At 43.1% G+C, this 26796-nt stretch carries 24 protein-coding genes; 7 read left to right on the plus strand and 17 right to left on the minus strand.

What is annotated here, in order from left to right:
* The first annotated feature begins 107 nt into the window (after nt 1-107).
* Nucleotides 108-3254, plus strand: coding sequence for an efflux RND transporter permease subunit (locus tag ACSVDE_RS08595; protein ID WP_439300503.1), 3147 nt, complete (start codon nt 108-110; stop codon nt 3252-3254).
* A gap of 441 nt (nt 3255-3695) precedes the next feature.
* Here ACSVDE_RS08595 and ACSVDE_RS08600 read toward each other — a convergent pair whose 3' ends face one another.
* Genes ACSVDE_RS08600 through ACSVDE_RS08610 form a run of 3 tightly spaced genes read right to left on the minus strand, consistent with a single transcriptional unit; the run spans nt 3696 to nt 6176 of the window.
* Nucleotides 3696-4784 (minus strand): FAD-dependent oxidoreductase, encoded by a 1089-nt coding sequence (locus ACSVDE_RS08600; RefSeq protein WP_439300504.1) that lies wholly within the window; start codon nt 4782-4784, stop codon nt 3696-3698.
* A 13-nt stretch (nt 4785-4797) separates the two neighbouring features.
* The gene (locus ACSVDE_RS08605; protein WP_439300505.1) at nt 4798-5460 is read right to left on the minus strand and encodes a haloacid dehalogenase type II; all 663 of its coding nucleotides are present in this window, start codon (nt 5458-5460) and stop codon (nt 4798-4800) included.
* Nucleotides 5461-5513: 53 nt separating this feature from the next.
* Nucleotides 5514-6176 (minus strand): TVP38/TMEM64 family protein, encoded by a 663-nt coding sequence (locus tag ACSVDE_RS08610; protein WP_439300506.1) that lies wholly within the window; start codon nt 6174-6176, stop codon nt 5514-5516.
* A gap of 250 nt (nt 6177-6426) precedes the next feature.
* Here ACSVDE_RS08610 and ACSVDE_RS08615 point away from each other — a divergent pair, with 250 nt between their 5' ends.
* Both ACSVDE_RS08615 and ACSVDE_RS08620 read left to right on the plus strand, forming a co-directional pair.
* Entirely contained in the window at nt 6427-7098 is a 672-nt protein-coding gene (locus ACSVDE_RS08615) for an MFS transporter (protein WP_439300507.1), read from the plus strand.
* Nucleotides 7099-7160: 62 nt separating this feature from the next.
* Nucleotides 7161-7640, plus strand: a complete 480-nt coding sequence (locus tag ACSVDE_RS08620; RefSeq protein ID WP_439301960.1) for an MFS transporter — start codon at nt 7161-7163, stop codon at nt 7638-7640.
* A gap of 123 nt (nt 7641-7763) precedes the next feature.
* On the opposite strand, the gene ACSVDE_RS08625 is transcribed toward ACSVDE_RS08620, so the two are convergent.
* From ACSVDE_RS08625 to ACSVDE_RS08655, 7 genes are all read right to left on the minus strand, one after another.
* Nucleotides 7764-8297 (minus strand): RNA polymerase sigma factor, encoded by a 534-nt coding sequence (locus ACSVDE_RS08625; RefSeq protein ID WP_439300508.1) that lies wholly within the window; start codon nt 8295-8297, stop codon nt 7764-7766.
* Nucleotides 8298-8312: 15 nt separating this feature from the next.
* Entirely contained in the window at nt 8313-10307 is a 1995-nt protein-coding gene (locus ACSVDE_RS08630) for a DUF6449 domain-containing protein (protein WP_439300509.1), read from the minus strand.
* The gene (locus ACSVDE_RS08635; RefSeq protein ID WP_439300510.1) at nt 10282-11181 is read right to left on the minus strand and encodes an ABC transporter ATP-binding protein; all 900 of its coding nucleotides are present in this window, start codon (nt 11179-11181) and stop codon (nt 10282-10284) included. The genes ACSVDE_RS08630 and ACSVDE_RS08635 overlap by 26 nt, the downstream gene beginning before the upstream one ends.
* On the minus strand, nt 11165-11689 hold the full coding sequence (locus ACSVDE_RS08640; RefSeq protein WP_439300511.1) for a GntR family transcriptional regulator: 525 nt from the start codon (nt 11687-11689) through the stop codon (nt 11165-11167). Before ACSVDE_RS08640 ends, ACSVDE_RS08635 begins: the two co-directional genes overlap by 17 nt.
* Before the next feature lie 368 nt (nt 11690-12057).
* Complete coding sequence (locus ACSVDE_RS08645; protein ID WP_439300512.1) at nt 12058-13623, minus strand: SpoIID/LytB domain-containing protein; 1566 nt, start codon at nt 13621-13623, stop codon at nt 12058-12060.
* A gap of 153 nt (nt 13624-13776) precedes the next feature.
* Nucleotides 13777-14109 carry a YolD-like family protein gene (locus ACSVDE_RS08650; protein WP_439300513.1) on the minus strand — a complete coding sequence of 111 codons (333 nt, stop codon included), beginning with the start codon at nt 14107-14109 and terminating at the stop codon, nt 13777-13779.
* Nucleotides 14110-14126: 17 nt separating this feature from the next.
* On the minus strand, nt 14127-15389 hold the full coding sequence (locus tag ACSVDE_RS08655; protein WP_439300514.1) for a DinB/UmuC family translesion DNA polymerase: 1263 nt from the start codon (nt 15387-15389) through the stop codon (nt 14127-14129).
* Nucleotides 15390-15711: 322 nt separating this feature from the next.
* Between ACSVDE_RS08655 and ACSVDE_RS08660 the strand changes: the two genes are divergently transcribed.
* Both ACSVDE_RS08660 and arr read left to right on the plus strand, forming a co-directional pair.
* A complete protein-coding gene (locus ACSVDE_RS08660; RefSeq protein ID WP_439300515.1) occupies nt 15712-16062 on the plus strand; it encodes a DUF4367 domain-containing protein in 351 nt (116 codons plus the stop codon).
* Between the two features lie 355 nt (nt 16063-16417).
* Entirely contained in the window at nt 16418-16834 is a 417-nt protein-coding gene (arr, locus tag ACSVDE_RS08665; RefSeq protein WP_439300516.1) for an NAD(+)--rifampin ADP-ribosyltransferase, read from the plus strand.
* 97 nt (nt 16835-16931) lie between these two features.
* Here arr and bla read toward each other — a convergent pair whose 3' ends face one another.
* Nucleotides 16932-17765, minus strand: coding sequence for a class A beta-lactamase (bla, locus tag ACSVDE_RS08670; protein WP_439301961.1), 834 nt, complete (start codon nt 17763-17765; stop codon nt 16932-16934).
* 340 nt (nt 17766-18105) lie between these two features.
* Between bla and mraY the strand changes: the two genes are divergently transcribed.
* The gene (gene mraY / locus ACSVDE_RS08675; RefSeq protein WP_439300517.1) at nt 18106-19062 is read left to right on the plus strand and encodes a phospho-N-acetylmuramoyl-pentapeptide-transferase; all 957 of its coding nucleotides are present in this window, start codon (nt 18106-18108) and stop codon (nt 19060-19062) included.
* Nucleotides 19063-19139: 77 nt separating this feature from the next.
* Here the strand turns inward: mraY and recQ are convergent, their stop codons facing one another.
* The 5 genes from recQ to ACSVDE_RS08700 form a co-directional block, all read right to left on the minus strand.
* Complete coding sequence (recQ, locus tag ACSVDE_RS08680; RefSeq protein ID WP_439300518.1) at nt 19140-21272, minus strand: DNA helicase RecQ; 2133 nt, start codon at nt 21270-21272, stop codon at nt 19140-19142.
* 157 nt (nt 21273-21429) lie between these two features.
* Nucleotides 21430-21612 carry a YfhD family protein gene (locus ACSVDE_RS08685; protein WP_439300519.1) on the minus strand — a complete coding sequence of 61 codons (183 nt, stop codon included), beginning with the start codon at nt 21610-21612 and terminating at the stop codon, nt 21430-21432.
* A 69-nt stretch (nt 21613-21681) separates the two neighbouring features.
* Complete coding sequence (locus tag ACSVDE_RS08690; RefSeq protein WP_439300520.1) at nt 21682-23022, minus strand: FAD-binding oxidoreductase; 1341 nt, start codon at nt 23020-23022, stop codon at nt 21682-21684.
* A gap of 84 nt (nt 23023-23106) precedes the next feature.
* A complete protein-coding gene (locus ACSVDE_RS08695) occupies nt 23107-23649 on the minus strand; it encodes a histidine phosphatase family protein (RefSeq protein ID WP_439300521.1) in 543 nt (180 codons plus the stop codon).
* Between the two features lie 60 nt (nt 23650-23709).
* The gene (locus ACSVDE_RS08700) at nt 23710-24681 is read right to left on the minus strand and encodes an NAD(P)H-dependent flavin oxidoreductase (RefSeq protein ID WP_439300522.1); all 972 of its coding nucleotides are present in this window, start codon (nt 24679-24681) and stop codon (nt 23710-23712) included.
* A gap of 137 nt (nt 24682-24818) precedes the next feature.
* On the opposite strand from ACSVDE_RS08700, the gene ACSVDE_RS08705 reads away from it, so the two are divergent.
* The gene (locus ACSVDE_RS08705) at nt 24819-25757 is read left to right on the plus strand and encodes an AEC family transporter (RefSeq protein WP_439300523.1); all 939 of its coding nucleotides are present in this window, start codon (nt 24819-24821) and stop codon (nt 25755-25757) included.
* Here the strand turns inward: ACSVDE_RS08705 and ACSVDE_RS08710 are convergent.
* Nucleotides 25746-26795 (minus strand): serine hydrolase domain-containing protein, encoded by a 1050-nt coding sequence (locus ACSVDE_RS08710; RefSeq protein ID WP_439300524.1) that lies wholly within the window; start codon nt 26793-26795, stop codon nt 25746-25748. The two genes, ACSVDE_RS08705 and ACSVDE_RS08710, sit on opposite strands and share 12 nt — an antisense overlap.
* Between the last annotated feature and the right edge of the window lies 1 nt (nt 26796).

Consider the following 26796-nt stretch of genomic DNA (forward strand, 5'->3'; position numbering starts at 1 on the left):
TACAAAATAGTTGCACCACTTCACTAATGCTTTATACTTAGGGTGTATATGTGTAAATTCACATATACACCTGAATTTATTTTTACATAATACGAGGGGGCGAAATCTTGAGTTTCTTAACTAAATTCAGTCTGAAGAATCCGATTGCTGTTGTTATCATCGGTATTTTATTAGTGATTGGCGGACTTTTTTCATTCAGTAATTTGAAAGTCGATCTACTTCCTGACATTGAATTCCCACAAATGTCTGTGCAAGTCGTCTATCCAGGGGCTTCCACCCAGGACGTAAATGAGAAAGTCACCGACAAATTAGAAGAACAATTGAAAGGATTGAACGATGTCAAAAAACTGCAAAGTCAATCCTTTGAAAGCTTTTCCGTCATCAATCTGGAGTTTCCATTCTCCACAAACTTGGATGACGTAGAACGTGAAATCGAAAGTTTGATTGAAGACGCGGATCTACCGGAGAATGCAAAACCTGAAATCAACCGTTTTTCATTCGGTACATTTCCGATTTACAACATTTCACTCTTCCCTTCCGGTGAAGGTGAAAATTTCAAAGCGTTCGTTGAAAATGAACTGATTCCAGAAATCAATAAAATTTCTGGAGTGAACAACATTTCCGTAGGTGGATTGGAAGACGAATCCATCGTCATCACGGTCGATAAAGAAAAAGCCAGACAAAATGGCTTGAACTTGAATCAAATCAAAGAAACAATTAATCAGCATTACATGTCCTTCCCTGCTGGTTCCATTGAACAGGAGACGATCTCCGTCCCTGTCCGTGTCGAAGAAAAAATCGAAACGATCAATGAACTGAAAGCTCTCCAATTGAGTTCTGGAGCTACAGGGCAACCCGCTCAACAGGAAGGTCCTCCTTCCGGTGAGGGTAATGCAGGGCCACCGAGTGGTGGAAACGAAGCAGGACCTCCTGCCGGAACTGCACCGACTCAGGCACCAGAACCTGTAACGTTAGGGGATGTTGCTGAAGTCGAAGAGACGGCAGAAAGCGATGAAATCACACGTTACAACATGCAGGAAGCCTTATCTGCTGCCATTACGAAAAAACAAGGCGCAAACACTGTTGAAGTATCAGAAAAAATCATCACGACACTCGAAAAGTACGACGACAGAGTGGATTATGCGATCGGCTTCGACCAAGCTTCTGGTATCAAGCAGTCCGTTGAAAAGCTTGTGAAGGAAGGGTTGTACGGTGCTTTATTCGCATCCCTTGCAGTATTGTTGTTCTTGCGAAATATCCGTGCAACGATCATCGCCATCATTTCCATACCACTATCCTTGTTGATCGGGGCCATCTTCTTAGACCAGATGGACATCACATTGAACATCATGACGCTCGGTGGTATGGCGGTTGCAGTCGGTCGAGTCGTCGATGACAGTATCGTCGTCATCGAAAACATATTCAGGCGAATGCGCAAAAGTGATGGAACGGAAGATCGCAACGAGCTCATCTTAAGCTCGACGAAAGAAATCTTGAAAGCAATCGTCTCTTCTACGTTGACTACGGTTGTCGTCTTTTTACCATTAGGATTTGTCGGAGGCGTGACAGGAGAATTCTTCTTACCTTTCGCATTGACGATCGTATTTGCTCTACTCGCATCCCTTATCGTAGCGGTTACGATTGTTCCGATCCTTGCAAAAGTGTCGTTCAAAAATGTAAAGCATGAAGAGAAAGTGACCTGGCTTCAAAAAGTGTATGTCAGCCTGATCAAGAAATCCTTGAATCACAAAGCGGTTGTCATCATCCTGTCCTTCTTGCTGCTTGGAGGTTCGTTCTTCATGACCTCTCAACTCGGATTCGTATTCTTACCGAACGAAAAGCAGAAGACATTGATTGCATCCGTTGAGATGCCAGCTTCCACTACACTCGAAAACACGAATGAAGTTTCGTTACAAGTCGAGGAATATTTTGAAGACCAAGACGGCATAAAGGATGTCACCGCAGCTGTCGGAAGCAGAGACTTCCAGACTGGACTTAAGCGTGAAAATGTCGCCAACTACTTCATCAACCTGACTGAGTCTGCAGATGTGAGTGGCGTTATTGATATGCTGGAAGACGGAATGAAAGAGATCGTCACCTCTGAAAGCGAAGATGCTGTGGTCAGCGTTCAAGAACTTCAGTCTGGAGGACCACCGACTAATAATGCCGTGAACATCGATCTATACAGCAATGACCTTGATAAGCTCCAAAAAGCAGCAGCCAAGGTTGAAGCTTATATGAAAGAGAACGATGATCTGGATTATGTAAGCAACAACTTCTCTGAAAAACAACCTCAATGGAAGGTTGAAATCGATCCTGAAATCGCGTCTGAATATGGCGTATCTGGATTCATGATTCTAGGCATCATCAGCGAACAGACGAAACCTGTGAGTGTCGGAGAACTTCCGATTGGTGAAGAAGATTCATCTGTAACGCTCCAGTATGATGAAGATGTGACCTCACTTGAGGAGCTTGAAGAACTGCAGATATTCACAAGCAAAGGTCCCGTTCCACTCTCTGAACTTGCTGAAGTGAAACAGATTGAAGATGTCGCTTCCATCCAAAAGCTTGATGAAAAAGTCTTTGCTCGTGTATCTGCACAGATTCTAGGTCAAAACATCCAAACCGTTTCAAACGAAGTGGTCAGTGGTGTGAAATCTGATTTAGAATTACCAGACGGCGTTTCCCTTGAGGGCGGTGGTGGAAGTGATGAGACGGTAGAAACGTTCCAACAGCTAGGTCTTGCAATGCTAGTAGCCATCGGACTCGTTTATCTGACGATGCTTATCACATTCGGAAAAGCACGTATTCCGTTCATCATCCTGTCTTCACTGATTTTCGTACCGATTGGATCCATTGGTGGCTTATGGTTGACGGGTGAACCACTCTCCATCAGTGCCATGATCGGTGTCCTGATGCTGATCGGTATCGTAACGACGAACGCGATCGTACTCGTAGACCGCATCGGACAGAACCGATTTGAAAAAGGAATGTCGATTCGTGAGGCTTTATTGGAAGCAGGTAAAACGCGCTTGCGCCCAATCTTGATGACTGCTTTCGCCACGATTGCAGCCTTGTTACCATTGGCGTTTACAACTTCATCCGGTACGTTGATCTCTAAAGGACTCGCTATTGTCGTCATCGGTGGATTAACCACTTCCACCTTCCTGACATTGATCATCGTCCCAGTCATCTATGAACTGTTCTTCTTCAAACAAGCACGAAAAGAACGAAAACAAGCAGTAGATGCATAATAAAAGAAGGCTGATCCCGCTTTTGTAGCGGAGATCAGCCTTTTTCGTTACCTTTATGTGCTGTTTTTTAGTTTGATAGGGACGAATAGGCTCTATTCGTTACCATCACAAGCAATTTTCCGCATCTTAGGGACGAATAAGCGCTATTCGTTACCATCTCAGTCATTTTCCCGCTCCTTAGGGATGAATAGCCCCTATTCATTACCATCTCAAGCAATTTTCCGCATCTTAGGGATGAATAGCCCCTATTCATTACCATCTCAAGCAATTTTCCGCATCTTAGGGACGAATAAACGCTATTCGTTACCATCACAATCAGCTTTCCACTTCGTATGGATGAATAGCCCCTATTCATTACCATCTCAATTAATTTTCCGCTCCGTCGGGGTGAATAGACTCTTTTCAAGATGAAAGGAGTGCCATCACGGCACTCCTCCTTCATTATTTGAACGTTGACATGAACTTCTGATCGATTTTGTTCTTCAGTTTCCAGGCGAGTTTGCCGGATGTACATAACGAACCGTAGCGTAGGTAGCCGTGCCGTTCACCGGTCGATAAAATCGTTAAATACCGCTTTTGCGGTTTAAAATGGTAGCCCTCACCAGAACCCAAAAAGCCTTTCAAGTTGTCCCACAGCACTTCCCCTTGTCGTACCGCCATGACACCGTTCCTCGGAATTTCTGGGTACTGCCGGACAGTAACGCCATTACCAGAGCCGAAGATGAATGGAAATTCCTTCACCTGCAATGTGTCCTCTACGAGAAGATAACCCTCATCATCAGTCGGCAACTTGGAGCTTTTATATAATTTAGGGGCTTCAGAACCTGTCATCCAGAGCAACGAATCATATCGGACAGATTCTCCCCCGACAACCACTTCATGCTCCCTGACTTCTTCTACCCTCTCATTTTCCAGAAGGTGCACTCCAGCATCTAGAAGCTTCTGTTTCAACTGCTTTTTACAACGATCATCTTCAGATTCTCCATAAATGGCTGAAGAACTGATAAGGCTCACTCGTCCCTCATCACCATGTTTCTTTTTCCATGATTGGATTGAGAAGCCAAGTTCGATTCCAGCTGCCCCACCGCCGATGATGACGACCTCTCCTCGTCGACTTTCATCCGTTCCGAGCTCCTGGATCTGTTCTTTTCTGTTCAAATGATAAATGGCATCAGACTGAGGCAGGTCCTCAATACCTTTTCGTCTTGTTCCGATGTCAAAGGAGAGCACATCAAAAGACAGGATGTCGCCTTTTTCGGTGAGCACCATTTTCTGTTTTGCATCAACACTCATTGCCGTTCCTTCAACGAATTGGACGCCTGCCTTCTCACTCAATTCAGCCAGGTCGATTTCCAACTGGTCTAACGAGTAGATGCCCTCCACATATCCTGAAAACATACCGGAATAATAATACGATGAAGTTGGATTCAATAAAGTCACTTCACAATCTGGAAGCTGATGATCTTTTAATTTTTTCAATAAAGAAAGGTGGGCATGGCCACCTCCGATTAACAACAATTTCTCTGACATACAACGTGATCTCCTATTCGAATAGCTCAGTGAGGTCTCTTATTACATAATCCGGTGTGACCCCTAGTTCGTCCATTATACCACCCGAACGGTTCACCCATGCAACCTGGAAACCGAACGTCTTCGCACCGGCGATGTCCCATGTATTGGACGATAAGAACAACACCTCTTCACGCTCGACGCCAAGCTGTTCTAGCGCATACAAGTAAGACGATGGATGCGGTTTGAACTGTTTGATCCCATTTACGGAAATCAATGCATCGAAATAGCCTTGAAAATCATGATATTTAATTAACGGATGGAGCATTTCTTCTGAACCGTTGGAGAAAACCGCCAGCTGATAGCCTTCCAATTGGGTAAGGACTTCCTTCACTTCATCGTAAGGCTGCAATTGCTTGTAAGCATTCAGCAGTTTTTCCTCTTTTTCAGGCGTTAATTCTACATCCTCAGTTATACAAGCATAACGTAATGCGTCCTGTGTAATCTCCCAGAAAGGACGGTAGTTACCCATCAATCCACGTAAAAAGGAGTACTCCAATTGCTTTTTCCGCCAAATTTGGCTGATGGTCTCCCCTTTTTCAGGGAATTGCCGCTCACACTCTTCAATGACGGAATGTACGTCAAATAACGTACCGTATACATCAAATACAATTGCTTTCACACGAAAATCTGCCATGATTGTTCAAAAACGCTCCTTCCTATTTCCCTATTTTTGGTCCGCTCGTTTCCCTATTCTTGGTCCGCTCGGATTGCAAGCATCGTAAAGAGTTTTTTCCGAAACAAAATCGGGATCGATGTCAGGATGATCAAGCTCACGATGGAAAAGATGAGTATTTCACTTCCACCGGAATAGGAACTGCTTCCAATCCCTGTGTAAATTGCCGCTCCTGGTATCACACCTGCCAATGTAGCAAAGAAGTAATCTCTGAACCTGATGTTGGAAACGGCACTTAAATAGGTCACCAATTCAAAATGCAAAAACGGAATCAATCGTAAAATCATCAAGATAATGAAGCCCTTGTCTTCAATCTGCTTCCGAAGTCCATCGTACTTCTCAGAGGATGGGATTTTTCCAAAAGAAAAACCTAATTGACGCACTGCTAGAAAAGATAGAACCGCTCCGATTGTTGTCCCAATTGTTGTGAGTAAGAATCCAAACCAAAACCCAAACGCTAATCCTCCAACGACTCCCAAGAGAGAAGAAGGAAATAAAACAAATGGTCTGAATGCAAAAATGAGTAGGTAAATACCAGGCGCAATCCATCCGAATGACATTACCCAATTGCGAATCTCTTCAGGTGGAATATCGAAGAATGTTCGGTTCAACCAAATGAAAACACCAATAATGGTTAAAATGATCGCAATCTTCTTAGCCAATTTACGTTTGTCCATAATTTTCCCTCGTTTTCGGAATTCATTGATCGAACGATAGACTCTAAAGGTTATCTTTCCCTTTCCGCTGACCTGACTAAACGTTAACGTTCCAGCTAGACAAAGAACCGCCAAACCAATGTGGTCAGGCGGTGTGTTCGACGTATGTCCTTCTATCTTAAGTATACTCCAATATCCTGAGCAATTACAGACTGTCTTTTACACAAATTTCCTTCTAATATTAAGGTTACTCAATTTAGGAGGGTGATGGATGTTTAATGAGATTTGGACAAACAACAACTTAAGACGGTACTTTACCGGTCGATTCATTTCTTCACTCGGCAATCATTTTTCTTTTTTCGCCCAATCTGTGGCTGCTTATCATTTTACCGAAACCCTTACTGCGGTGGGAGTCTTGTGGTTGGTTCGCGGGATTGCAAGTATCCTTCTCATCCCCTTTGGAGGTGTGCTTGCAGATCGCTTCCCACGGAAAAGGTTGATGCTTACGACAGACGTGATACTGGGGTTGTTAACGTTCTGCTTCATTTTCGTTGACCACGGAAATCAAGTCTGGCTACTTCCTTTACTAGCGTTTTCAACTCAAGCGGTCCAGCGTGTTTATGATCCCGCTGCTAAAGCGTCATTCAAAAGTATTTCTGATCCTACACCTTTAAAAATTTCCGGATCTGTCAGCGCCCTGCTCAGTCAAATTGCGGTCATTGCAGGACCTCTCCTCGCCGGTATACTTTATTTCAACACGAACGAATCTCTACAGCTGTTGTTTGTATTAGACGCTATCACTTTTCTTATCAGTTTTTTCTTTTTACTCCAAGTAGATTTCAAGGACTCTGAACGTCAACAAAATGTTCCCGGAAGACCACTTTTGTTAGAAGGGTTCCAATTCATTTTCCGTACCAGGGCGTCCGTTCATTACTCCTGCTGATCTTTCCTGTTGCGTGGACTGGGAAAATTTTTGATGTCTTGGTTTTGGATTTCAGCAATCGCATGAATAGTGACGGTCTACATTCGCTTGGAATGCTTTTGGCGATTTTCGCTACAGGAGGCATAACAGGATCTCTTTTTATACCCAAAGTGCACAACCGTATTCCTCCCACCCATCTTGTAAAAATAAGCGGGTTCACACTTTGCATTCTGCTGGTCCTGGTGGCGCAGTGGTTGCATCCGGTGACCATTGCTGTGTTTTCCTTCCTTTTCGGTGGCGTACTGACCGCAACCGTAACTTTACTGCAGATCGTCATTCAAGAACGTGTTGCGGATGAGTACTTAGGTAGAGTTTTTGCTGGCTGGAGTTTGATAGCAGTTGCAGGTGGTGGAATTGGAGCGTTTCTAGTTGGATGGATGCTTGATTCATTAACTATCAGAACAGGGCTTACTTTAATCAGTATGATCACGTTCATCCCGTTCCTGGCCTTCACTTTACGCTTTCCTAAGAAAACACATCAACGTGCTGAAGAATTTTTTTAACAGCACCCCCACATGTAATCCTGTAAACCCGAAACTTATTAACACAACCCCCTTAAAAGTTATTATTAGAAAGGACACTTTTGATGTGGCATCCCCTGCATCTCAAGTGTCCTTTTTGTATTGCTATGAAGCTGTCAATTGTTGATTGAGTTCCGTTCGAATCTGCTGTCTTGCGCGGTAAAGCCTTGACTTCACCGTACCGAGTGGCAATTGGAGATGAGTCGCAATATCTTCTTCCTTCATGTCTTCCTTATATTTCAGAAGGAAAGCTGTTCGGAGTGCAGGTTTCAGTTGAAGCACTTCCTGAGTGATTTCCCGCTTCATCCAAAGATACTCGATTTCTTGCTCCACATCATTGATCGCTTTCGTGCTCTCGTTAAAAATAATGTCATCCACTAAGATCGTTCCCGATCGTTTTTCTTTCCGGATCAGATCGATTGCGGTTCGTGAGGCGATTGTGGACAGCCAGGCACCGACCTTTTCTAAGTCCAAAATAGAGTCGATTTTGTTAAAAGCCTTGATGAACGTCTCCTGGACGATATCTTCAGCCAGGTAGGCGTCCTTCGTTATCATCATTGCAATCTTGAAGATCTTATCCGCAAAGGTTTCATATAAAAGACCGAAATCTAATTCCGGCGCATTCATTTCTGCAGCCATTCCCATCACCTCACCTTATTCAAAATGTTCCTTGACGAAGTCAGGAAGATTGTTATCCTCAAGCGTACCAAAGTCAACTTCCCAATTAGAATACATGTACATGACGACATAAGGACTGCCAGGGTTGTAAGATTTACTAGAGTCCAAGATCTTATCGATTTTCTCAGCATCCTTCACCATTATTGAATTTTCAAGGTCAATGATTTCTTCAGCACTTAAACGATGCAGGTTGTTCATCCCTTCTGCCTGTATGACAACTGCATAATTCACGTCTTCTGAACCAACTTGAATATCCTCTAGTACGCCAGCTTCCCTCAATACCTCTTTAAAGGATGTGTAGTTTGACGTTAGATTCATATGGAAGTCATCTCCATTATCTAGATGGATTGCAATATCAGCTTCATGATCGTGCCAGTTGGTCCAACCTTCATAAGGCGTGTTAAGCGTATCCTTTTGCAAAGCTTCTATTGCTTTTATTACAACCTTCGGATCTTTCAGTTGCGCATTGATACTAACCGGATGGTCTGGCATGATTCGAATTTGAATGACATCTTCTGGATTGACACTCAAAATACGGTTTGTTTTTAATTTGAATTCATCTGATTCATAAATTGGTTTTAACGCTTTGGTCATATCATCGTTCATTTGAACCTTATAATGCCTTGTGATTTCCTTACCATTTTCCAGCTCGTATGCCAGATAAATGTGATTGTAATTACTGTATCTCTGGGACTCACCCTTTTGTTCAATCAATCTTTTATGCAATTCACGAATTTCCTCTATATTTTCTGGAGTCGTTAATATTGACCCACCACCAAAATCAGGTTGATCAAAATTATCCTGCATGTATCCGTAAGTCACCTCACCGATATATGCGCTTTTCACATCTTCCATTTCAGGAACTCTTCTCTCATAACCAGTAACATCGAATTGAAGTGCCGCTACTAAAATACCAGCGGCTACTACATACAACGCATACCCTTTCAAGTGGGTGAACACGCGCCACGTTTTATGAAGCACCATTTCTGCTACAAGATATCCGATGAATGATCCAATTACGTATCCAACAATTAACCAAGGAAAGCTTCCGTGATATTGAAGCTCTGCGAAGTAAATACCTCCTAGTAACATGAAACAGAAGGTTACGCCATATTTGAAAATTGGCTTTAATGATTTGAAAACAAGTGGTTGTGAAACACTTTCAAGTTTACGATATTGATAGCATAGTAAACCTATCGTGAAAAATACGATTGTCAGCACGATGTAAGTCCACATTTGAACTGAACTGAAAGATCCATCATGTAACACGGGTATTGTTGTAATTGGTGAATAATTTTCAAGTTCGTTATTAAAATACCATTCTGCATCATAACCGTAGAAATAGTATTTAGCATTTAAATAGATCAGACTTAAGATTCCTGCTGGGAATAAAAACATGATGAACGTGAGCACACCCTGAACCGCTGATAAACCGGAAATCGTTCCAATCATGACAGTCCCAGAGAACATAAGTAGTAAATAGACAATAGAGATTCCAAACCAACTAGCGACATCTTTTAAAGCGTAATATTGTTCTAAGTCTAATGCTCCATGAATAATGACCAAAACAACTGCAGTCACGAACAACGGAATCACTAAGAATAGAGCGCCTATCAGAAAATATTGCGTGTACAAATTGGTTCTTTTTAAAGGTAAGCTGTGCATAAAATCAGATGCTTGCTTCACTTGTAGGAAACGATATAAAAAGATTCCGAGCAAGACCGGTATAGCGACAAGCATGATTAATTGAATACCAATTCCGATTTGGAACACATTGTCATAGTAGTTCAAGTTAGTAGCTTCTACTTGCATGTTTTGTTCAAGTTCGTCTTTTCGATAGCTCCAATCCATCAAGATCTGTAACGGAATCGTCAGCAAAAGACCGACTAGATAGATGATGCTCACCCATCCAACACTTCGAAAACTTTGTATAAGGATCTCTTTATTAATCCAGGACGCTTTGGATTGCATAACCCACATCCCCCATTTCGTAGATGAATATTTCTTCTAATGTAAGTGGCAACAAGTCGAAGATGACTGGATTGTATTGTTCGATCTGCTTTTCAACTTCCTCCGCTCGCCCCTGCACGATACAGAGCAGTACACTTCCTCGTTCTTCCTTATAAAGGACTCTTACATCTTCGAACAATCCTTCTGGAATGCCCTCTTTAAAGGCCACTTGGACTTTATGGACATCTGACTTCAAGTCGTCCAGTTCTTTTTCCAGTAAAAGTTCCCCTTTATGTAAGATGCCGATATGGTCGCAAATGTCCTCAATCTCCCTCAAGTTATGGGATGAGATCAAGACCGTCATTTCACGTTCTGCCACATCCTGAAGGATCAAGTTCTTCACCTTTTTCCGCATGACTGGATCGAGTCCGTCAATCGGTTCGTCAAGGATCAGGATGTCTGGCATTGCCGAAAGACTAATCCAGAACGCGACCTGGCGCTGCATGCCTTTTGAGAACTTTTGGATTTTCTTCTTTACATCAATATCGAAGACTTCACTTAACTGCTGGAAACGTTCTTCATTCCAACTGGGATACATACTTCGGTAAAAATTCGCCATCTGACGGACCGTGTATTGCGAAAAGAAATACAATGTATCCGGGATGAAAATCATCCGTTCCTTCACTTGAGTATTTTCGAAAACCGGTAGATTGTCGATGGTGATGTTCCCTTTGCTTTCTTTCAAGACACCTGCAATGATTCGCAACAACGTCGTTTTCCCAGCGCCGTTCGAGCCGAGCAGTCCATAAATGGATCCTTTTTTGACCGTAAAGGAAACATCTGAAAGAGCTTCCGTATCATCTAATTCTTTTGAAATTTTATTCACTACGATCATCTTGTTCCCCTCCCCCTATTGATTTTTCTGTTTCTTCGACTAGTGCTTGTAATTGTGGGACTGTCATCCCTAGATATAAGGCTTCTAAAATGAGTTTGCTCAGATCTTTTTCAACTTTTTGGAGCTTTTCTGTGTTGACGACGTCGGTCGTTTCACTCACGAAGCTCCCTTTTCCTTTTATTGAATAAATATAGCCCTGGGTTTCGAGCTCTCGGTACGCCTTTTGGATCGTGTTCGGATTGATCGTCAATTGCTGAGCCAACGTTCTGACAGAGGGGAGTTTCTCATCTTTCTTCATCACTTCACTGATAATCAACTCTTTGAACCGTTCGACTAACTGTTCATAGATTGGCTTTCTGCTTCTGACATCAAGATTAAACATGTACTCCCTCCCATCTGTACCAACTGTATTATCCGTACTAACTGTATTATGATTATTAATACAGTTTTGATTATATACCAGTAAATTCAATTTGGGAAGATATATTTGGAAAAAATTTTTGCTCATGTAGGTAAGGTAGGGGGACGCTATCCTTCCCGAAAACCGGAGGATCGCTCATTTGGGGCAGGATAAACGCTCTACCCTTCCCGAAATCCGGAGGATCGCTCATTTGGGGCAGAATAAACGCTCTACCCTTCCCGAAATCCGGAGGATCGCTCATTTGGGGCAGAATAAACGCTCTACCCTTCCCGAAATCCGATGAATCACTCTTTTTGGGAAGGGTAAACGCTCTATCTTTACCTAAAATCGCAAATACCTGCTTTTGAGGGCAAGATGTACCCTCTATCTTTACCCAAAACCAACTAATCACCGCTTTTGAGGGCAACATAAAAAGAACCCCACGTCTCTCGTGAGGTTCTTTCACATTCATACTATTATCTTGTTTCCAGCTCAATCCCTTGATAGAAGTGCTTCAGGATTTGCTCGAAGTTTTTCCCGTCAACGGCCATTCCAACTGCTCCGGTTTGGGATAATCCGACTCCGTGTCCCCAGCCGCCGCCGTAAACTTTGAATCCGGCAGCTTGATTGTCATCGTCACCTTCAACCGGATCGATATAGAACAGAGTGCTGAGTAACACACTATGTTTCCCAGCTGAGTTGATGTATTTCAACGACCAACGAATCTTGTCCTTTTGCTCGTAAAATGTTCCATTCTCAGTGACGTACTCGATTTCCAGTACGCGACCGAGATCAGCCCGTTTTACGACGTTGATCTCATACACCTCGCCGACATCGGTACCGAAGTATTCGCTCAAGACACCCGAAATTTCTTCGGCTGTCCACTCAAACTCCCATCGGTAATACTTCGACCAGTCTTTCTCATACTCCAATACTTTACTCGTTCGGAGTGAGGCAGCCTCTTTTGCATTTTTGAATTCTTCTTTTTGGGACTTATGTTTGTTTCCTTTTTTCCAATCAAAAACGAAAACACCTCGTAAGTAGTCGACTGGACCTGAGTCCCAGACGTCTTCGTTATTCGCTGTCACGCCACCGCTTGTTGAATGATAGACGGCTGTAATCAGCTTACCGTCCTTTGTCGCGACAACACCGTCTGTTTCTTGGACTGCTTGTGTGGATACTGGATGCTCGACCTCATAGCCGCCATACACTTGATCGGATGTGGTCGGCAACAAGTCGTATCCATCATTGCTGCGTTTTCCTAAGTTCGCGTAGGTGTAAGTACGGGCTGCCACGGCTTGTGCTTTTTGTGCTTCCATTTCTCCATACGGATTTGGTGGCAATTCCTTAGGCACGACGCCATACAAGTATTCTTCAAGCGGCAGTTCGTTGATACCAGCCAACGTGCCGTTGCTGTTGTAGCCAACTTCCCCAACACCGCGGTACTGCTTACCGTTCATTTCGATCAATCCATCCGGTGAGCTCACTACGACCGGATTCTCGGTGACAAACTCGCTTCCTTGATAGCTTACTTTTACCGATGAGACGCCTGTCGTCAACGTAATCACTTTCCAGAACGAATCCGTAGCGGCGAGTCCATTCGCAATCACTTCATTTCGGAAGTTATTCCGTACACTCCAGCTCGCATCCGCAGGGAACTTCCCTATGTATAGGCGATGCCCTCCGTTATACGGTTCAATATACGTTTCGTATCCCCCTGCTTCCGCACGGGCTACCCAGTCGTTCATGTAAGCTTCACTCGTTGTCCATGCCGTCTGCAATCTGTAGGAAGAGTCGACGGATCCCGTACTTTCCAACATCACTTCTGCAGTGTCGTTCACTGCTTCAACGAGCACATCACCCGTCACTTTGTCCTGGATACGGAAGGTGTCGGCACTCCCTAGTGTAAGAGACTCCGCTTCAGGAACAACACCGATTCGAATCATGTCTTCTGGTTCGGATGCCATCCCTTGTTGTGCATTTGGAAAAGAAAAAGCAACCACTGTCACCATCGTCAACAGCACAAGCCAAATTCGTTTCAACACATTTCCTCCTCATTTTTAGTCTTCTATCTGTACTTTTCGACGTTTGGTTGAAATTTCCTTTCAAAATTATCTTAATATTTCTAAAATTAAATTTTAGTCACATGGACCTAATTAAAGAAAAAACCGCTCAAAAAATGAGCGGTTTCCCTTTTATAAATGGCGAATATCTACGATGTCTTGCAGCTTCAAATCATAACGGTCGCCGAACTCATCGACGATGCGCAGCTCCTTCTTAACCGGATCCGCATAATGGATGTTGCCGACAAGGAGCTTATACTCATATGCCGAAAAGTAGACGAACGAAAGGGTTTCGTTGTAGGCCATCGCCTCATTAATCGTCTCGTTCATCTCCTCAAGCTTCTGTTCATCGAGCTCCGGCTTTTTCCGGAGGCGTTCTTCCTCCTTCCAGTCTCGGAGCAGCTTCACGTGCTCCGGAAGCATCATGGACGTCCATTTGATGTTGCCGCGATCACGAATACTCAATCGACCCACGCTCCTTTCTACGCTTTATGTCCACCGACAAGACGGCTGCGATGCCTTGCAGTCCCAGCAGGTGTGTAGGATACTGCGCGCAGGAGGGCGTCTCCTCCGTATTTCTCACGGATTTGGTCCATCGTATAGCCGAGCACCCGCTTTTTCGGGCGATCAAGTTCAAATAGAGACAGCTGCATTTCATCGTCTGGACACACATTCGATAAAGTGATGTTAAGCTTCCGTACCGTCTGACCTCCGTAAAATTCGTCAAACAGCTCTAGGCAGACACGGTACAAATCCATCGTGATGTTCGTCGGGTCCGTGATGGTTCTGGAGCGATGGAATCCTCCCCCGCCTTCATCCTTACTGTAACCGACACCGAGGCTGATCGTACGACCGGCTTTCCGCGCCGTCCGCGCACGTCGGCCGACTTCCTCACACATTTCGAGAATCACGTGCTGGATCTCTTTGCGGTCTTTATAATCCCTGAGTAAAATTTGGCCTTTCCCGTAGCTGATCTGTCCCTGCATGATCGGCGCGCCGATTTCAGAAAGGTCGACTCCCCAGGCATGATAGTATAGCTGATTCCCCATCACGCCGAACTTTTTCTCAAGCATTTTCAGCGGATAGTTCGCAAGCTGACCGACCGACATGATGCCCATCCGGTTCAGCGTCTTCTCTAGCCGAGGACCGATGCCCCACATGTTACTGAGCGGCGAAACTTTCCACAGCTTTTCCTGCACATCCTCAAACGTCCACTCCGCAATCCCTTCCTTCTTCGCTTCAAGGTCAAGGCAAATTTTCGAAAGCAACATGTTCGGACCGATCCCGATGGCACACGGCAGACCATACTTCTCCCATATTTCCTCCCGGATGCGGCGGGCGACTTCCCAGCCGTCTCCCCACAACCGTTCCGTCCCATCCACTTGTAAAAAGCTTTCGTCCACACTGTACGTATGGATTGAATCTTTCGGCACATAACGGTTGAACAAGCGGGTCAGGTCCGTCGAACGCCGCAGGTACAAGCGCATTTGCGCATTCACGACATGGATGCGCGGGTCGTCCGGCACCTCGAACAACCGGCTTCCTGTTCGGATCCCGAATTCTTTTTTCATCATCGGTGAAGCAGCCAATACGACACTGCCCTGCCGTTCGGTATCTCCTACAACGACAAGGTAGCACGTAAGCGGGTCCAAGCCTCTCTCCACCGCACTACAGCTTGCAAAGAAACTTTTCATGTCAATACAAAGGATCGTTCGTTTTTCAAAGGTCGAATAATCAATCTCCATCCTCAGTCACTCCCAATAAGAACGTTTGTTCTATATCTTATGTCTTATTGTAAGCGAATATACGTTCGCTTTCCACTGGTAATTTTCACCTAGGTCTGATTTTTTAAACCTGATTCCGTTGTTCTCAAGGATTTGAACGTATGATAAACTGAAATTATCATAATTTTCCAATCAATTAGGTGACAGGGTGGGGATCAAATTGCTCGAACATATGGAGAGATATTTCAGGGAAAGCATCAGAGTGAAAAAGACATTCGTATGGGTACTGGTCTTTTGCATCTCATTTTTTCTAATATTAAATTGGGTGAAATTCCCGACCAAGATGATCAATTGGATTGTACCTTTTGAAGTGGTAACACCAGCTTATTTGCCTTTTGAAGCAGAAGAGGAATACGCAGAATTCACTGGTTTCGATCGAGTACGGCTCGTGTTCGAGAATGCGGAAGATTCCTTGGGTATTTGGGTAACATCTGAAATCGGCTGGAACAACGTAACCGATTGGGACGAAGAACTGACCTTCGAGGATGGTCGGAAAGCCTATTATACTGAAAGTGACGGGACTCAAATGCTTAGCTGGCGAAACGGAAAAGAAGTCGAGTACGCCATCGACTATGTGGGGAAAGAACCTTTAAGCAAAGACGAATTGATCCAGGTTGCTTCGTCGATTAAATAAGGAATGTTTTCATGTTTGCTCTATTCATTATCATCTTAGGATTGATTGCTTATCAATTTCCGCTTGTTCAGGCGTTTTTCCACTATAATCATGGTCTATCCACCCTATTTCTTTTGGTGATTTTTTCGATTTTCATTCTTATAATATTCTGGGCATCGAAAAGAGAAGAAGAATAAAGCAAAAGCCGCATGCATCCAGGCATGCGGCTTTTCGCGCATAATTGTTTAATCGTACTTCAATATCATACTCTCTACTTACATTATACTCCTGATTCCCAATAATTTGTAGACTACTCTTTCTAAAATTCCTGTCATATACTTTTGTTATCAAATCTAAAAAAAAGAGGTGTACCCGTATGGATGACCAAAAAGATGTCTTAGATCATGGTCCTTTCTTTCATGGTACTAAAGCTGAACTAAAACTCGGAGATCTATTAGAACCGCAACACTTATCAAATTATCAGGACAAAAAATCGAACTACATATATTTCACAGCAACATTAGATGCTGCTAAATGGGGTGCTGAATTAGCAAGATCTAAATCGAAAGAAAGAATTTATATTGTAGAGCCATTAGGTGATTTTGAAAATGACCCGAACTTAACTGATAAAAAATTTCCCGGAAACCCAACCCGTTCATATAGATCTAAATCACCTTTGAAAATAATAGCTGAATTGGGTTCATGGGAAAGACATACCGATGAAGAAATCAATCATATGCTTACATCTCTAAAAAAGTTACGTGAACAAGGAAAATATGTAATATACGATTAAACTTCATTCCACGCTTCTTTCTCTTTTTTAAAAAAATCCCGAACTTAAAGTCCAGGATTTTTATCAATCTTGATATTAATTTTAGAATTAACTGTTGTCACTTATCTTGAAGCTGTCTAATCGCTTCTTCTGTAGCTTTGGCAATGAGTTCATCTGCATTGTTTGCGTTTTCACGACTGGAGAGTACAGCGAGAACGATGGGGTCTCCATCTGTCGGCCAAATGACAGCGATATCATTACGAGTTCCGTTTGCGCCGCCGGTTTTGTCTCCTACTATCCAGCCTTCAGGAACACCCGCACGGATCAAAGCATCGCCTGTCGTGTTTCGTTTCAACCAGTCATTCAGTAGATTCTTCTTTTCACTGGGAAGAACACTGCCCAGTGAAAATGCTTCTAAGCTTGTAGCAAGTGCTTTAGGCGTGCTGGTATCTCTCGTTTCCCCGGGTCCGACATTATTCAGGTCCGGTTCCATTCTTTCAGGTTTTGTAACATCATCACCGATTTTGTGGAGAGCTTCCTTGAATCCTTTAGGACCTCCGATGGCTTCTAGGATTAGATTCCCTGCCGTATTATCACTGTAACGGATAGAGGCATCACTTAACTCCCGTAAGGTCATACCTGTATCAACATGCTTTTCCGTTACTGGATTATAATTGACCAAATCCGCCTCCGTATAATTAATTTTTTCGTCAAGATCATCAATAGATTTGTTCATTAGAAGTACTCCTACAGCTAGTGCCTTGTGAGTAGATGCATAGGTGAAGCGTTCATCAGCTCGATAGGAAACCGTTTGATTGCTCCCCGTATCAAGTGCATAAACACCAAGCCTGGCATTATATTCCTTCTCTAGATCCTCGAAACTGACTTTTGTTTCATGCTCCGTTTTTGACGCTGATTCACTCTCGTAAATTGAACAGCCCACGACAAACATAACACCCAAGGCAAAAACTCCTGCTCCCAAGACTCGTTTAAATAAAGTCATAGAACCCTCCAACCTTTAATAGTAATAGATTGAGTTTAATGCATTTTCAGTTCGTGTACTTCGTCCAAAGTGCCTGATTATATTCCATCCATAGAACTGCTTTATGGTCAGGTTAAAGACTCTTTTACTTCAACGGGATTAAATTACGTACTACGGACCTAAACAAAAAAAAGTACAATGAATAAGTGCACCTCTTGGTATCTTAATTTTTATTTATTGTATGAATTAGAGGAAATGAATAGTCATCTTAGAACTTATTATAGATATTAATGAGAAAAGGAGAAAAAAATTGAGTAATCAAATCATTCCTGCAATCATTGCTTTTGTATTCGTATCCGTATTATCCCCACTATTCATTTCTATCTTGAGAAAACGAAAGCTTCTTCAACCGATTAGAAAAGAACTCCCTCCGGATCATCAGTTGAAAAAAGGAACACCGTTGATGTTTGGATTGATTCTATTAGTAGGGATTATCGTTTCCCTTCTATTTTCACCTACTCCATTCATGTATTTCCTATCTGCTACCTACATTCTGTTTGGCTTTATTGGTTTTTTGGATGATTTTTGGAAAGCTTCTCGCCAAGATCCGTTAGGGGTATCAGGTAAGACCAAGCTCATCTTACAGTTTCTTTTTACTGGTGCATTACTTTACTACACGATTGACGAACTAGGTGTAGACCCAATCATTCGTATTCATAAAAATCTTTCCTTCGATCTTCCCATGGTATTTTATATCATAATCATCACCTTGTTTGTCGTTGGTTCTGCAAATGCCATCAATTTTACAGATGGGATGGACGGCCTTTTAGGAGTCGTTGCAATTCCAACCTATTTTTTCTTTTTTGTGATTTCAGATCGTACAGAGGTACAACTGTTTTGTTTGATTATGATTGGATGCTTACTCGGTTTTCTCATTTATAATATTTATCCAGCCAAAGCTTTTATGGGAGATACAGGATCTCTAGCAATAGGTGGATCCCTTTCATTTCTTGCTGTGATTGAGAAAGTTGAGATTGTAATTCCCGTATTGTTCTTTATCTATTTCGCAGAAAAACTTTCGGTTATCTTACAAGTTGCTTCCTTTAAACTTACAAGTCGACGAATCTTCAGATTTACACCAATTCACTACCACTTCAGCTTAAAATATGGGTGGTCTGAAAATAAAATTGTCACGGTTTTTGGATTTATTTCTTGGATTTGTGCTTTTATCAGTTTGGCGTACTGGAAATTCTTTTTGCACCCTTAATTAAACATCTGTAAAAATGAAAGGAACTTCGTAATTACGAAGTTCCTTTTTTGCATACCAATATGTCAAATTGTTTATTAAGTTACTTGTCTCTCATTTTGAAGTAAATACACTTTAATCATAAAATAACTCACTTCATCAGGCAGCAGTTCTTTGATCGGCTTCAACTTCTCGCCGTTTGCTTGCTGAATGGCGTGTTCTATTTCTGAAACATATTCATCCGGAATAATATCTTCCATCTGAACGTCCATTCCTTCTTGCATGCATTGAATGAGATGACTCTCCACCGTGCTCACCGCGAGATCGCGATGCTCTGCAATTTCTTCCACACTCATCTCTTCTTTAAAAAACGTGTACGTCTCAAGATGTGAGTTCGGTGTAGCTTTCTTCGGCTTTTCAATACTGTCAGATCCCTTTATTGCTTCGTCTTTCTGCTCAGGGTTCTGGACTAGATAATCCGTAATGGCTTCAATGAACCGTTCTCCGTACTTTTCGAGTTTATTTTGCCCTACACCCGTTATCGTTAAGAATTCCTCTCTAGACTGTGGCTGCTTCACACACATGTCTTTCAAGGCCGTATCTGCAAATATGACGAAAGGTGGAACGTTTTCTCTTTCAGCAATCTCTTTACGAACCATTCGAAGTTCCTCGAACAATGGATCATTGACGGCAACTTGTTTCGTCTGAACAGCTTCTTTCCGCTTCACAGTTTCTTTTCCGAGTAGAACGTCCTTCCCTTTTTCATTGATGTAAAGGGTAGGAAATGTACCGTGTTCAACAGCTATTAGTTCTTGCGAGATGAAAAATTCGATAAAGTCCGTCACTTCTTTTGTACTTTTTTCTTTCATCAGACCATAAGTCGGAAGTTTATTGAGACGCAATTCCAGTACTTTTTTACTTTTGGAGCCTGTCAGTACTTGAGCGATGATCGTCTTTCCGAATCTCTTTTGCCCCATTCTCACGATACAAGACAGGACGATTTGAGCTTCTCGTGTCACATCGATACTTTCACGCGAATCAGTACAATTGCCGCAGCGACCACATGGCGGTGTATCCTCGTTACTGAAATACCTGACAATCGATCTTTGCAAACAGCTTTCTGTATGACAATAATCCACCATGAGTTGCAGCTTCTGCAATTCTTGCGACATGCGATCAGCTTCACTCGATTGATCAATTAAAAAGCGCTGTACTTGAACATCTTGAGGAGAATACAGAAGGATACATTCACTCGGAAGTCCATCACGTCCGGCACGTCCTGCCTCCTGGTAATAACTTTCCATGTTCTTCGGTAGCTGGAAATGGATCACATATCGGATATTGGATTTATCGATTCCCATACCAAACGCGTTGGTGGCTACCATCACTGTTGATTGATCTTGTAAAAACTGCTCTTGCTGTTCCATTCGCTCCGCTTCATCATAGCCAGCATGATAGCGTGAGACGTTGACACCACTTTTTTTCAATTGTTCATACAGCTTATCCACTGTTTTTCGGGTGGCTGCATAAATGATGCCTGCTTCATTTCCATTCTTTTTAATAAAGTCTTTTAAAAATTTGACCCTGTCTTGTCCTTTGATTACAGAAAATGATAGATTTTCCCGCTCAAAACCTGTCAGAACCGAATTGTTCTCATCAATATCAAGTGACCTACAAATATCCTGACGAACTTTCGGTGTAGCCGTTGCCGTTAACGCCAATACAGTCGGTCGTTTCGGCAGGCTTCCGATCATTCTCTGAATGCGCTGGTAACTTGGTCGGAAATCATGTCCCCACTGCGAAATACAATGGGCTTCATCCACTGCAATCAAGGGAATGTCCAACTCTTTTAAAAGCGTCATAAAGTCATACGATTCCAGTCTTTCAGGTGCGATATATAATAATTTGTATTCTCCGCTTTTCGCTTTTTCAATTCGTTCTCTCGTTTCCGATCCAGTGAGTGAACTGTTGATGAAAGCAGCAGGGATACCTAATTGTAGCAATGAATCTACTTGATCTTTCATTAAAGAAATTAATGGAGAAATGACGATCGTCGTTCCCTCAAATACGACCGCTGGAATCTGATAACAAATCGATTTCCCTCCACCAGTCGGCATCACACAAAGGGTATCTTCCCCGTTCAAAACCGATTGTATCGCTCTTTCTTGGCCCAATCGGAATGACGAATAACCATAGTATTGCTCCAGCATCTCTTTTGCTCTTTGTATCAAAACTTGTGATCCTCCTCGGATTATCTTCTCTGTTTATAAGGGTACCATCTGTACTGAGAAAAACATATCAAAGTTTAGATTTCTGCACATAAAAAAATTGACGTATCCTACTTCTCTTAGGAGTACGCCAATTTTTTCTAGTATTTTCTTGCTAGACTTAATCTTCTTTCTTTCTCGCCGCAGTTGGTCTGAAGCCTGGCTTCTCTTCCATTTCATATGAAGCGTCAAGTTCTTCCGAAAGCTCAACTTCTTCCTGCGTCAATCCGCCGACTTGATTTGGATCTTGCGAGATCTTTTTCTTGCTGTTGTTCGCTTTTCGACCGTGGTCCATTCTTCCCATGAAAGAACCTCCTTTCATGGGATTAGATTGCGAAAATCACCATTGAATTATTCGAAACGCGACCGCTTTCTAGCGTGTGAATGGTGGAATACTCTGCTTGAAGTTGAACACGTTCATCGGGTCGACCCGCGTTTTCACTTTTCGCAACCGATCGTAGTTTTCCCCGTAATAAGAGGTCGGCCAGTCAGAAATGGTCAGATCCGGCCAGTTGACGTAATCGCCTCTCGTATAAGGACTCATATGTTTCCGTAAAGCCACGACCCACTCGACGAACTTTTTTGGATCTTCACCTTTTTCCCAGGTCGTGTTGTATTCCTGAGCGATAAGTGCATTTCTGTGAAAATACGCCGTTTCCGTCGGACCGACTGTCTGGACCTTCCCTGCCAACGATTGCTGCCAGATCGATGCATTCTCATTCGGAGCATTTTCCAAAAACTTTTTCATGATTTGAATGCCACGTTCCGGAATTTTTTCATAAACAAAAGATCCCGATCGCTTAAAGTAGGAGGGTTCGTTCCCTGCAGGATAATTGAAATGTTCGAACGCTCTATTGAAAGGTAGCGATGCGATTTGGATTCTACGAGGGCGTGTTCCTTTCAGCAATGGTCTGATCAGCTGCTTCAATTCCTCTTTCGGGCCTACGAATTGCCCCTCCGATAGTATCAAATTTTGACTTTTCGCATGTAATTCTATGTCCGATGTTAACCTCTCATCGGTAAAAGGAGCCCAATTTTGCCATGAGTCAAACGCTTTTTCCAATTGATCAAAGTCCCATTCCACCCGGTATATGGAAACCATGTCTATCGGATGAACACGGAACGTGAACTGGGTGATGATTCCGAAGTTTCCTCCCCCACCTCCGCAACAGGCCCAAAACAAATCCCTGTTTTTCCATTTATTCGCCTCAACAATCTCTGCACTGTTGTCGCCTTTCGGAATCACGATCCTTACCCCAATGAGATGATCACACGTTAATCCGAATATTCTTGATAAGTATCCGATGCCTCCACCTAATGTCAGTCCCGCTACTCCAACACTGTATTCTGTTCCGCCTGGAAGAGCTCGTCCATACTTCCATAGCGACTGATACACATGACCGAGATCCGCACCTGCATCAATGACCGCAGTATTGCTACTGGTGTTCACCGACACTTTAACCATCTCGCTGATATCAATGACAATACCTTTGTTCAGTATAGAAAAATTTTGATAGCTATGCCGACCGCTTCTCACTCGAAAAGGAATATCGCGTTCACGCGCAAATTTCAATGCATTCAAAACATCCATTTCATCCTGGCAAAATACGATTGCAGCAGGGTACTTGCCTCTGTATAGATTCAAATTGGTGCGGGCTTCCGGATAAGCCGGATCATCCGGCAAAACGACCCGTCCAGTCAATTTTGTTGCCATTCTCTCTCCACCTCTAGCTTGTCTTATTACCGCAGTATATGAAGTAACGACAAGTTTAGGGAGGGCAGAACGGCAACTTTCAGGTCAATTATTCACTCGGCTCTTGAAAGAGTATCCCTTGTAACCTCCATTATCAGAGGACAATTTCAGTATGTTCCGGTCTTCCGGGATGCCTTCAAAGTACGAGCCGATACAGCCGGTCGTACACCGGTGTCCGGAAATCAATATGTTTACATCACTTGTACCGTACTTGTTCTCAAGCTCCTCCATGAAACTGAAAACCCGCTTCATGTAGCTAGGAATGTCTTCAACTCCCTCATAGACATCTGGATCGGGTATAGCCTCTTTCATTTGAACATCCTCTTTTTTCATACGGTCCGCAGTACCGAGGTCAAAGACATCCAACCTCGGGTCTATTGCAGGAGTCACGCCTGTTGCAATTTCAGCAGTATGAACCGCCCGCTCTTGTGGAGATGAAAAGACATAGTCAAAAGAGACCCCTTTCAACTCCCCTCTTAACGATTCAGCTTGTTTGATACCTTGTCCATTTAAAGGCAGTCCATTTCTACCTTGCAGCCTGCCTTCTTTATTCAAGTCTGTTTGACCGTGTCGGATGACATATATCATATTCTTCCTCCTTTGAATAAAAGAGCATTACTTCTTATCGAAGCAATGCCCACATGTACGTTAAGACGAAGGAACGAAAAGCTTTTCTTTTGCTTTGTCGTATTCATCTTGTAGTTCGGCTACCATTTCCTTGACCGATTGCACGGCTTGAATCTGATGGACTCCTTGCCCAGCCGACCAAATATCCTTCCAGGCTTTAGAATCCGATTGATCCAGAGAAGAGAGGTCGACTTTTTCCTTACTCTTCAATTTCTCCAGATCAATGCCAGCTTTGATGATGCTGTTTTTCAAATAATTGGCGTTAACACCTGTGAATGCATCCGTATATATGAGATCATCCAAGACCGATTCAATCAGCATCTCTTTATATTCATCTGATGCGAAGCTTTCTTTTGCCGAGATGAATCTCGTTCCCATATAGGCTAAGTCCATCCCTAACACTTCAGAAGCAAGCACGTCTCTGCCACTTGAGATGCAACCCGCAAGTATCGTGATACCATCCCAAAATTCCCGTACCGCTCCTGCGAATGCGAAGCTGTTGATGGTGCCTGCATGTCCGCCTGCTCCTGAACACACGAGGATGAGTCCATCTACACCTGTTTCAGCCGCTTTCCTAGCATGTGTAATCGTAGATACATCTGAGAAAACGAGTCCACCATAGGAATGGACGATCTCAATGACAGCAGATGGATTTCCGAGCGATGTAATGACAATCGGAGGCTCATATTTCTTCACGATTTCAAGATCCTTCTCATATCGTTTGTTCGATTTATGGACGATAAGATTCACAGCCCATGGGGCAACTTTTCGGTTCGGCTCCTTCTCCTTCGCCTCACTTAACTCAAATTGAATTCGTTCCATCCATTCTTCTAGAATCGTTTCGGTACGAGCATTCAATGAGGGAAACGATCCGATGATACCTGATTTGCAACTTTCAATGACGAGTTCAGGACTGGATACGAGAAACATAGGTGCAGAAATTACGGGTACACTTAGTTCTTTTGCAATATGATCTGGTAGCTTCGATAACAATTGGAAAACCCCTTCCATAATTCTTGTGCATACCTACTAATACGCCATCGGAATCAACTACACCTTCCTTTTTCCAAAATCGATCTCTGCACCTATGCCCAACAGAGCTCATACTCTGCAAAGGGGAGGGGTTTCCGATGGGTGCCATGGCTTCATTGTTCGAGGAAATGATCATGCTGTACGGAATAGCTGTGATTGGGTACATCGCTCGGAAAGCTCGAGTACTTCCGGACGGATCCGACTATGTATTGACCCAGCTTGTCCTCTATGTCACCTTACCTGCCCTCATCCTTTATTCCATGGATTTTCCCTATGAAGCTCGTTACCTCCATGATTTCAGCTGGTTGCTCTTGTTATCGATTACCGCCATCATCATCGCCTGTCTATTCGGATACCTTTTACGAAAAAACGCAAAACTACCCGATGAGCAAAAAGGCGTCTATGAAGGATTGATCGTATTCGGGAATCAAGGATTCATCGGTTATGCCATCGTTTATTTGTTACTCGGTGACATCGGCATCCTTTATACTGCGGTGTTCAATTTTCTTTACATCGTCTTGATTTGGACATACGGCATTTATGTGGTTGGAAAAAGCAATGCATCGTTCACATGGAAATGGCTCGTATTCAATCCGGGTGTAATGGCTACAGTGATCGGGTTCATCCTTTTTCTACTTCCGTATCAATGGCCACAATCGATCCATAACCTTTTTGAAACCGTCGGACTTCCCACCGTCCCGCTTTCAATGCTAATTATCGGAATCCTTTTAGCGAACTTAAACAAGAAAGAGGTATGGAACTATTTTTGCAGTCCATACCTCTGGTCTTCTGTATTCATGCGCTTGATCGGGATCCCCATTTGCCTCGTTCCGTTCATTGTTTTACTCGACAATAAAATTCTCTTACTCGTTGCGGTATTGGTTGCAGCAACGCCTTCCGCTCCGACAATCGCCTTGTATGCAAGGAAGTATGGAGGTGACCCTTACTTCGCATCCGTCGGTTCAGCCATATCAACCGTGCTCTCCATGTTCACGTTGACTTTCCTTTATGGGTTGTTGAAGTGGCTAGGTGTGTGACAAGACCGCTTCATGGAAGATTCGACGAAATGTATTGATGTTTACAGGCTCTATTTGATGCAATCGGTTCGTGAGAATCACCACAACGATTTTCTGTTCAGGATGGATGAATAAAGATGTCCCCGTGAATCCAGTATGACCGTACCCACCTGGAAAGTTCGGCGACCACTCAAATCCTAGACTTCTGGACCCTACGACTGTATTTTTAATTTCATCTATCAAGCTTGGTTGGATATCTACTTTCTCTGCATGTGAAGGATCGATATAAATTCGGCCTAACTCGAGAACATCGTCCACATTTGAAAAAAGACCTGCATGACCGGAGACACCTCTGAAGAAGTAATGCGTGTTTCCATCATTCACTTCTGCGATGATCGGTCGATCTGTTCTTCTCCATCTGTTAAAAGTGAGAGACCGCTCTTCGCACATCTTTCGCTCAATGTGATTGCCAAACTCCGTGGCTGCCACATTCTCCGCTTCAACCGGACCATATTTCATGGTCGACAAACCCAAAGGTACACAGATTCTTGTTCGGACAGCTTCATTCAAGGAATGTCCTGTTGTTTCCTCAATCACTTTTCCAAGCAAAATGAAGTTCACGTCACTGTACTTCACTTTTTCAGCTTGAAAAAGGTTTGGACCCAATTTATGAAGCTGTGAACAGAAATCATCGTCAGCCGTATAAAATGGATGCCAGGCAATCAAACCGGAAGAATGGGTCAAAAGCTGAAATAGGGTAATAGATTCTAGTTTTTCTCTCAGTTTGGGATGCTTAATATTCAAAAACTCCCCAACACAAGTATCCATCCTCAATTTTTCCTGACTGATCAGCTGTAAAATCATTGTCGTAGTCATGATTTTCGTGAGAGAGGCGATATCAAAAATAGTTTCCATGTTTACCGGTTCAAGTGTCGGTTCAGTTTGCCGATACCCTTCAGCTTTTTCATAAACCGTCTTTTCCTCTTTCAAGACCTTGACGACACAGCCTGGAAATTGAGTACGCACAGCGTCTTCTACGATTGCATCTAATCTGTTCATG

Origin of the sequence: Pseudalkalibacillus sp. Hm43 (assembly GCF_051842935.1) — a bacterium.
GTDB lineage: Bacteria > Bacillota > Bacilli > Bacillales > Fictibacillaceae > Pseudalkalibacillus.

Bases quoted from the DNA above. Each gene is read 5' to 3' on its own strand.
- ACSVDE_RS08630 (WP_439300509.1), bottom strand. From the start codon at position 10,307: ATGCAATCCAAAGCGTCCTGGATTAATAAAGAGATCCTTATACAAAGT.
- ACSVDE_RS08695 (WP_439300521.1), bottom strand. From the start codon at position 23,649: ATGATATATGTCATCCGACACGGTCAAACAGACTTGAATAAAGAAGGC.
- ACSVDE_RS08635 (WP_439300510.1), bottom strand. From the start codon at position 11,181: ATGATCGTAGTGAATAAAATTTCAAAAGAATTAGATGATACGGAAGCT.
- ACSVDE_RS08640 (WP_439300511.1), bottom strand. From the start codon at position 11,689: ATGAGCAAAAATTTTTTCCAAATATATCTTCCCAAATTGAATTTACTG.
- ACSVDE_RS08620 (WP_439301960.1), top strand. From the start codon at position 7,161: ATGAATAGTGACGGTCTACATTCGCTTGGAATGCTTTTGGCGATTTTC.
- bla (WP_439301961.1), bottom strand. From the start codon at position 17,765: ATGTTTGTCGTGGGCTGTTCAATTTACGAGAGTGAATCAGCGTCAAAA.
- arr (WP_439300516.1), top strand. From the start codon at position 16,418: ATGGATGACCAAAAAGATGTCTTAGATCATGGTCCTTTCTTTCATGGT.
- ACSVDE_RS08685 (WP_439300519.1), bottom strand. From the start codon at position 21,612: ATGGGAAGAATGGACCACGGTCGAAAAGCGAACAACAGCAAGAAAAAG.
- ACSVDE_RS08690 (WP_439300520.1), bottom strand. From the start codon at position 23,022: ATGGCAACAAAATTGACTGGACGGGTCGTTTTGCCGGATGATCCGGCT.
- ACSVDE_RS08615 (WP_439300507.1), top strand. From the start codon at position 6,427: ATGTTTAATGAGATTTGGACAAACAACAACTTAAGACGGTACTTTACC.
- ACSVDE_RS08660 (WP_439300515.1), top strand. From the start codon at position 15,712: ATGATCAATTGGATTGTACCTTTTGAAGTGGTAACACCAGCTTATTTG.
- ACSVDE_RS08705 (WP_439300523.1), top strand. From the start codon at position 24,819: ATGGGTGCCATGGCTTCATTGTTCGAGGAAATGATCATGCTGTACGGA.
- ACSVDE_RS08610 (WP_439300506.1), bottom strand. From the start codon at position 6,176: ATGGACAAACGTAAATTGGCTAAGAAGATTGCGATCATTTTAACCATT.
- ACSVDE_RS08605 (WP_439300505.1), bottom strand. From the start codon at position 5,460: ATGGCAGATTTTCGTGTGAAAGCAATTGTATTTGATGTATACGGTACG.
- ACSVDE_RS08600 (WP_439300504.1), bottom strand. From the start codon at position 4,784: ATGTCAGAGAAATTGTTGTTAATCGGAGGTGGCCATGCCCACCTTTCT.
- ACSVDE_RS08655 (WP_439300514.1), bottom strand. From the start codon at position 15,389: ATGGAGATTGATTATTCGACCTTTGAAAAACGAACGATCCTTTGTATT.
- ACSVDE_RS08710 (WP_439300524.1), bottom strand. From the start codon at position 26,795: ATGAACAGATTAGATGCAATCGTAGAAGACGCTGTGCGTACTCAATTT.
- ACSVDE_RS08625 (WP_439300508.1), bottom strand. From the start codon at position 8,297: ATGGCTGCAGAAATGAATGCGCCGGAATTAGATTTCGGTCTTTTATAT.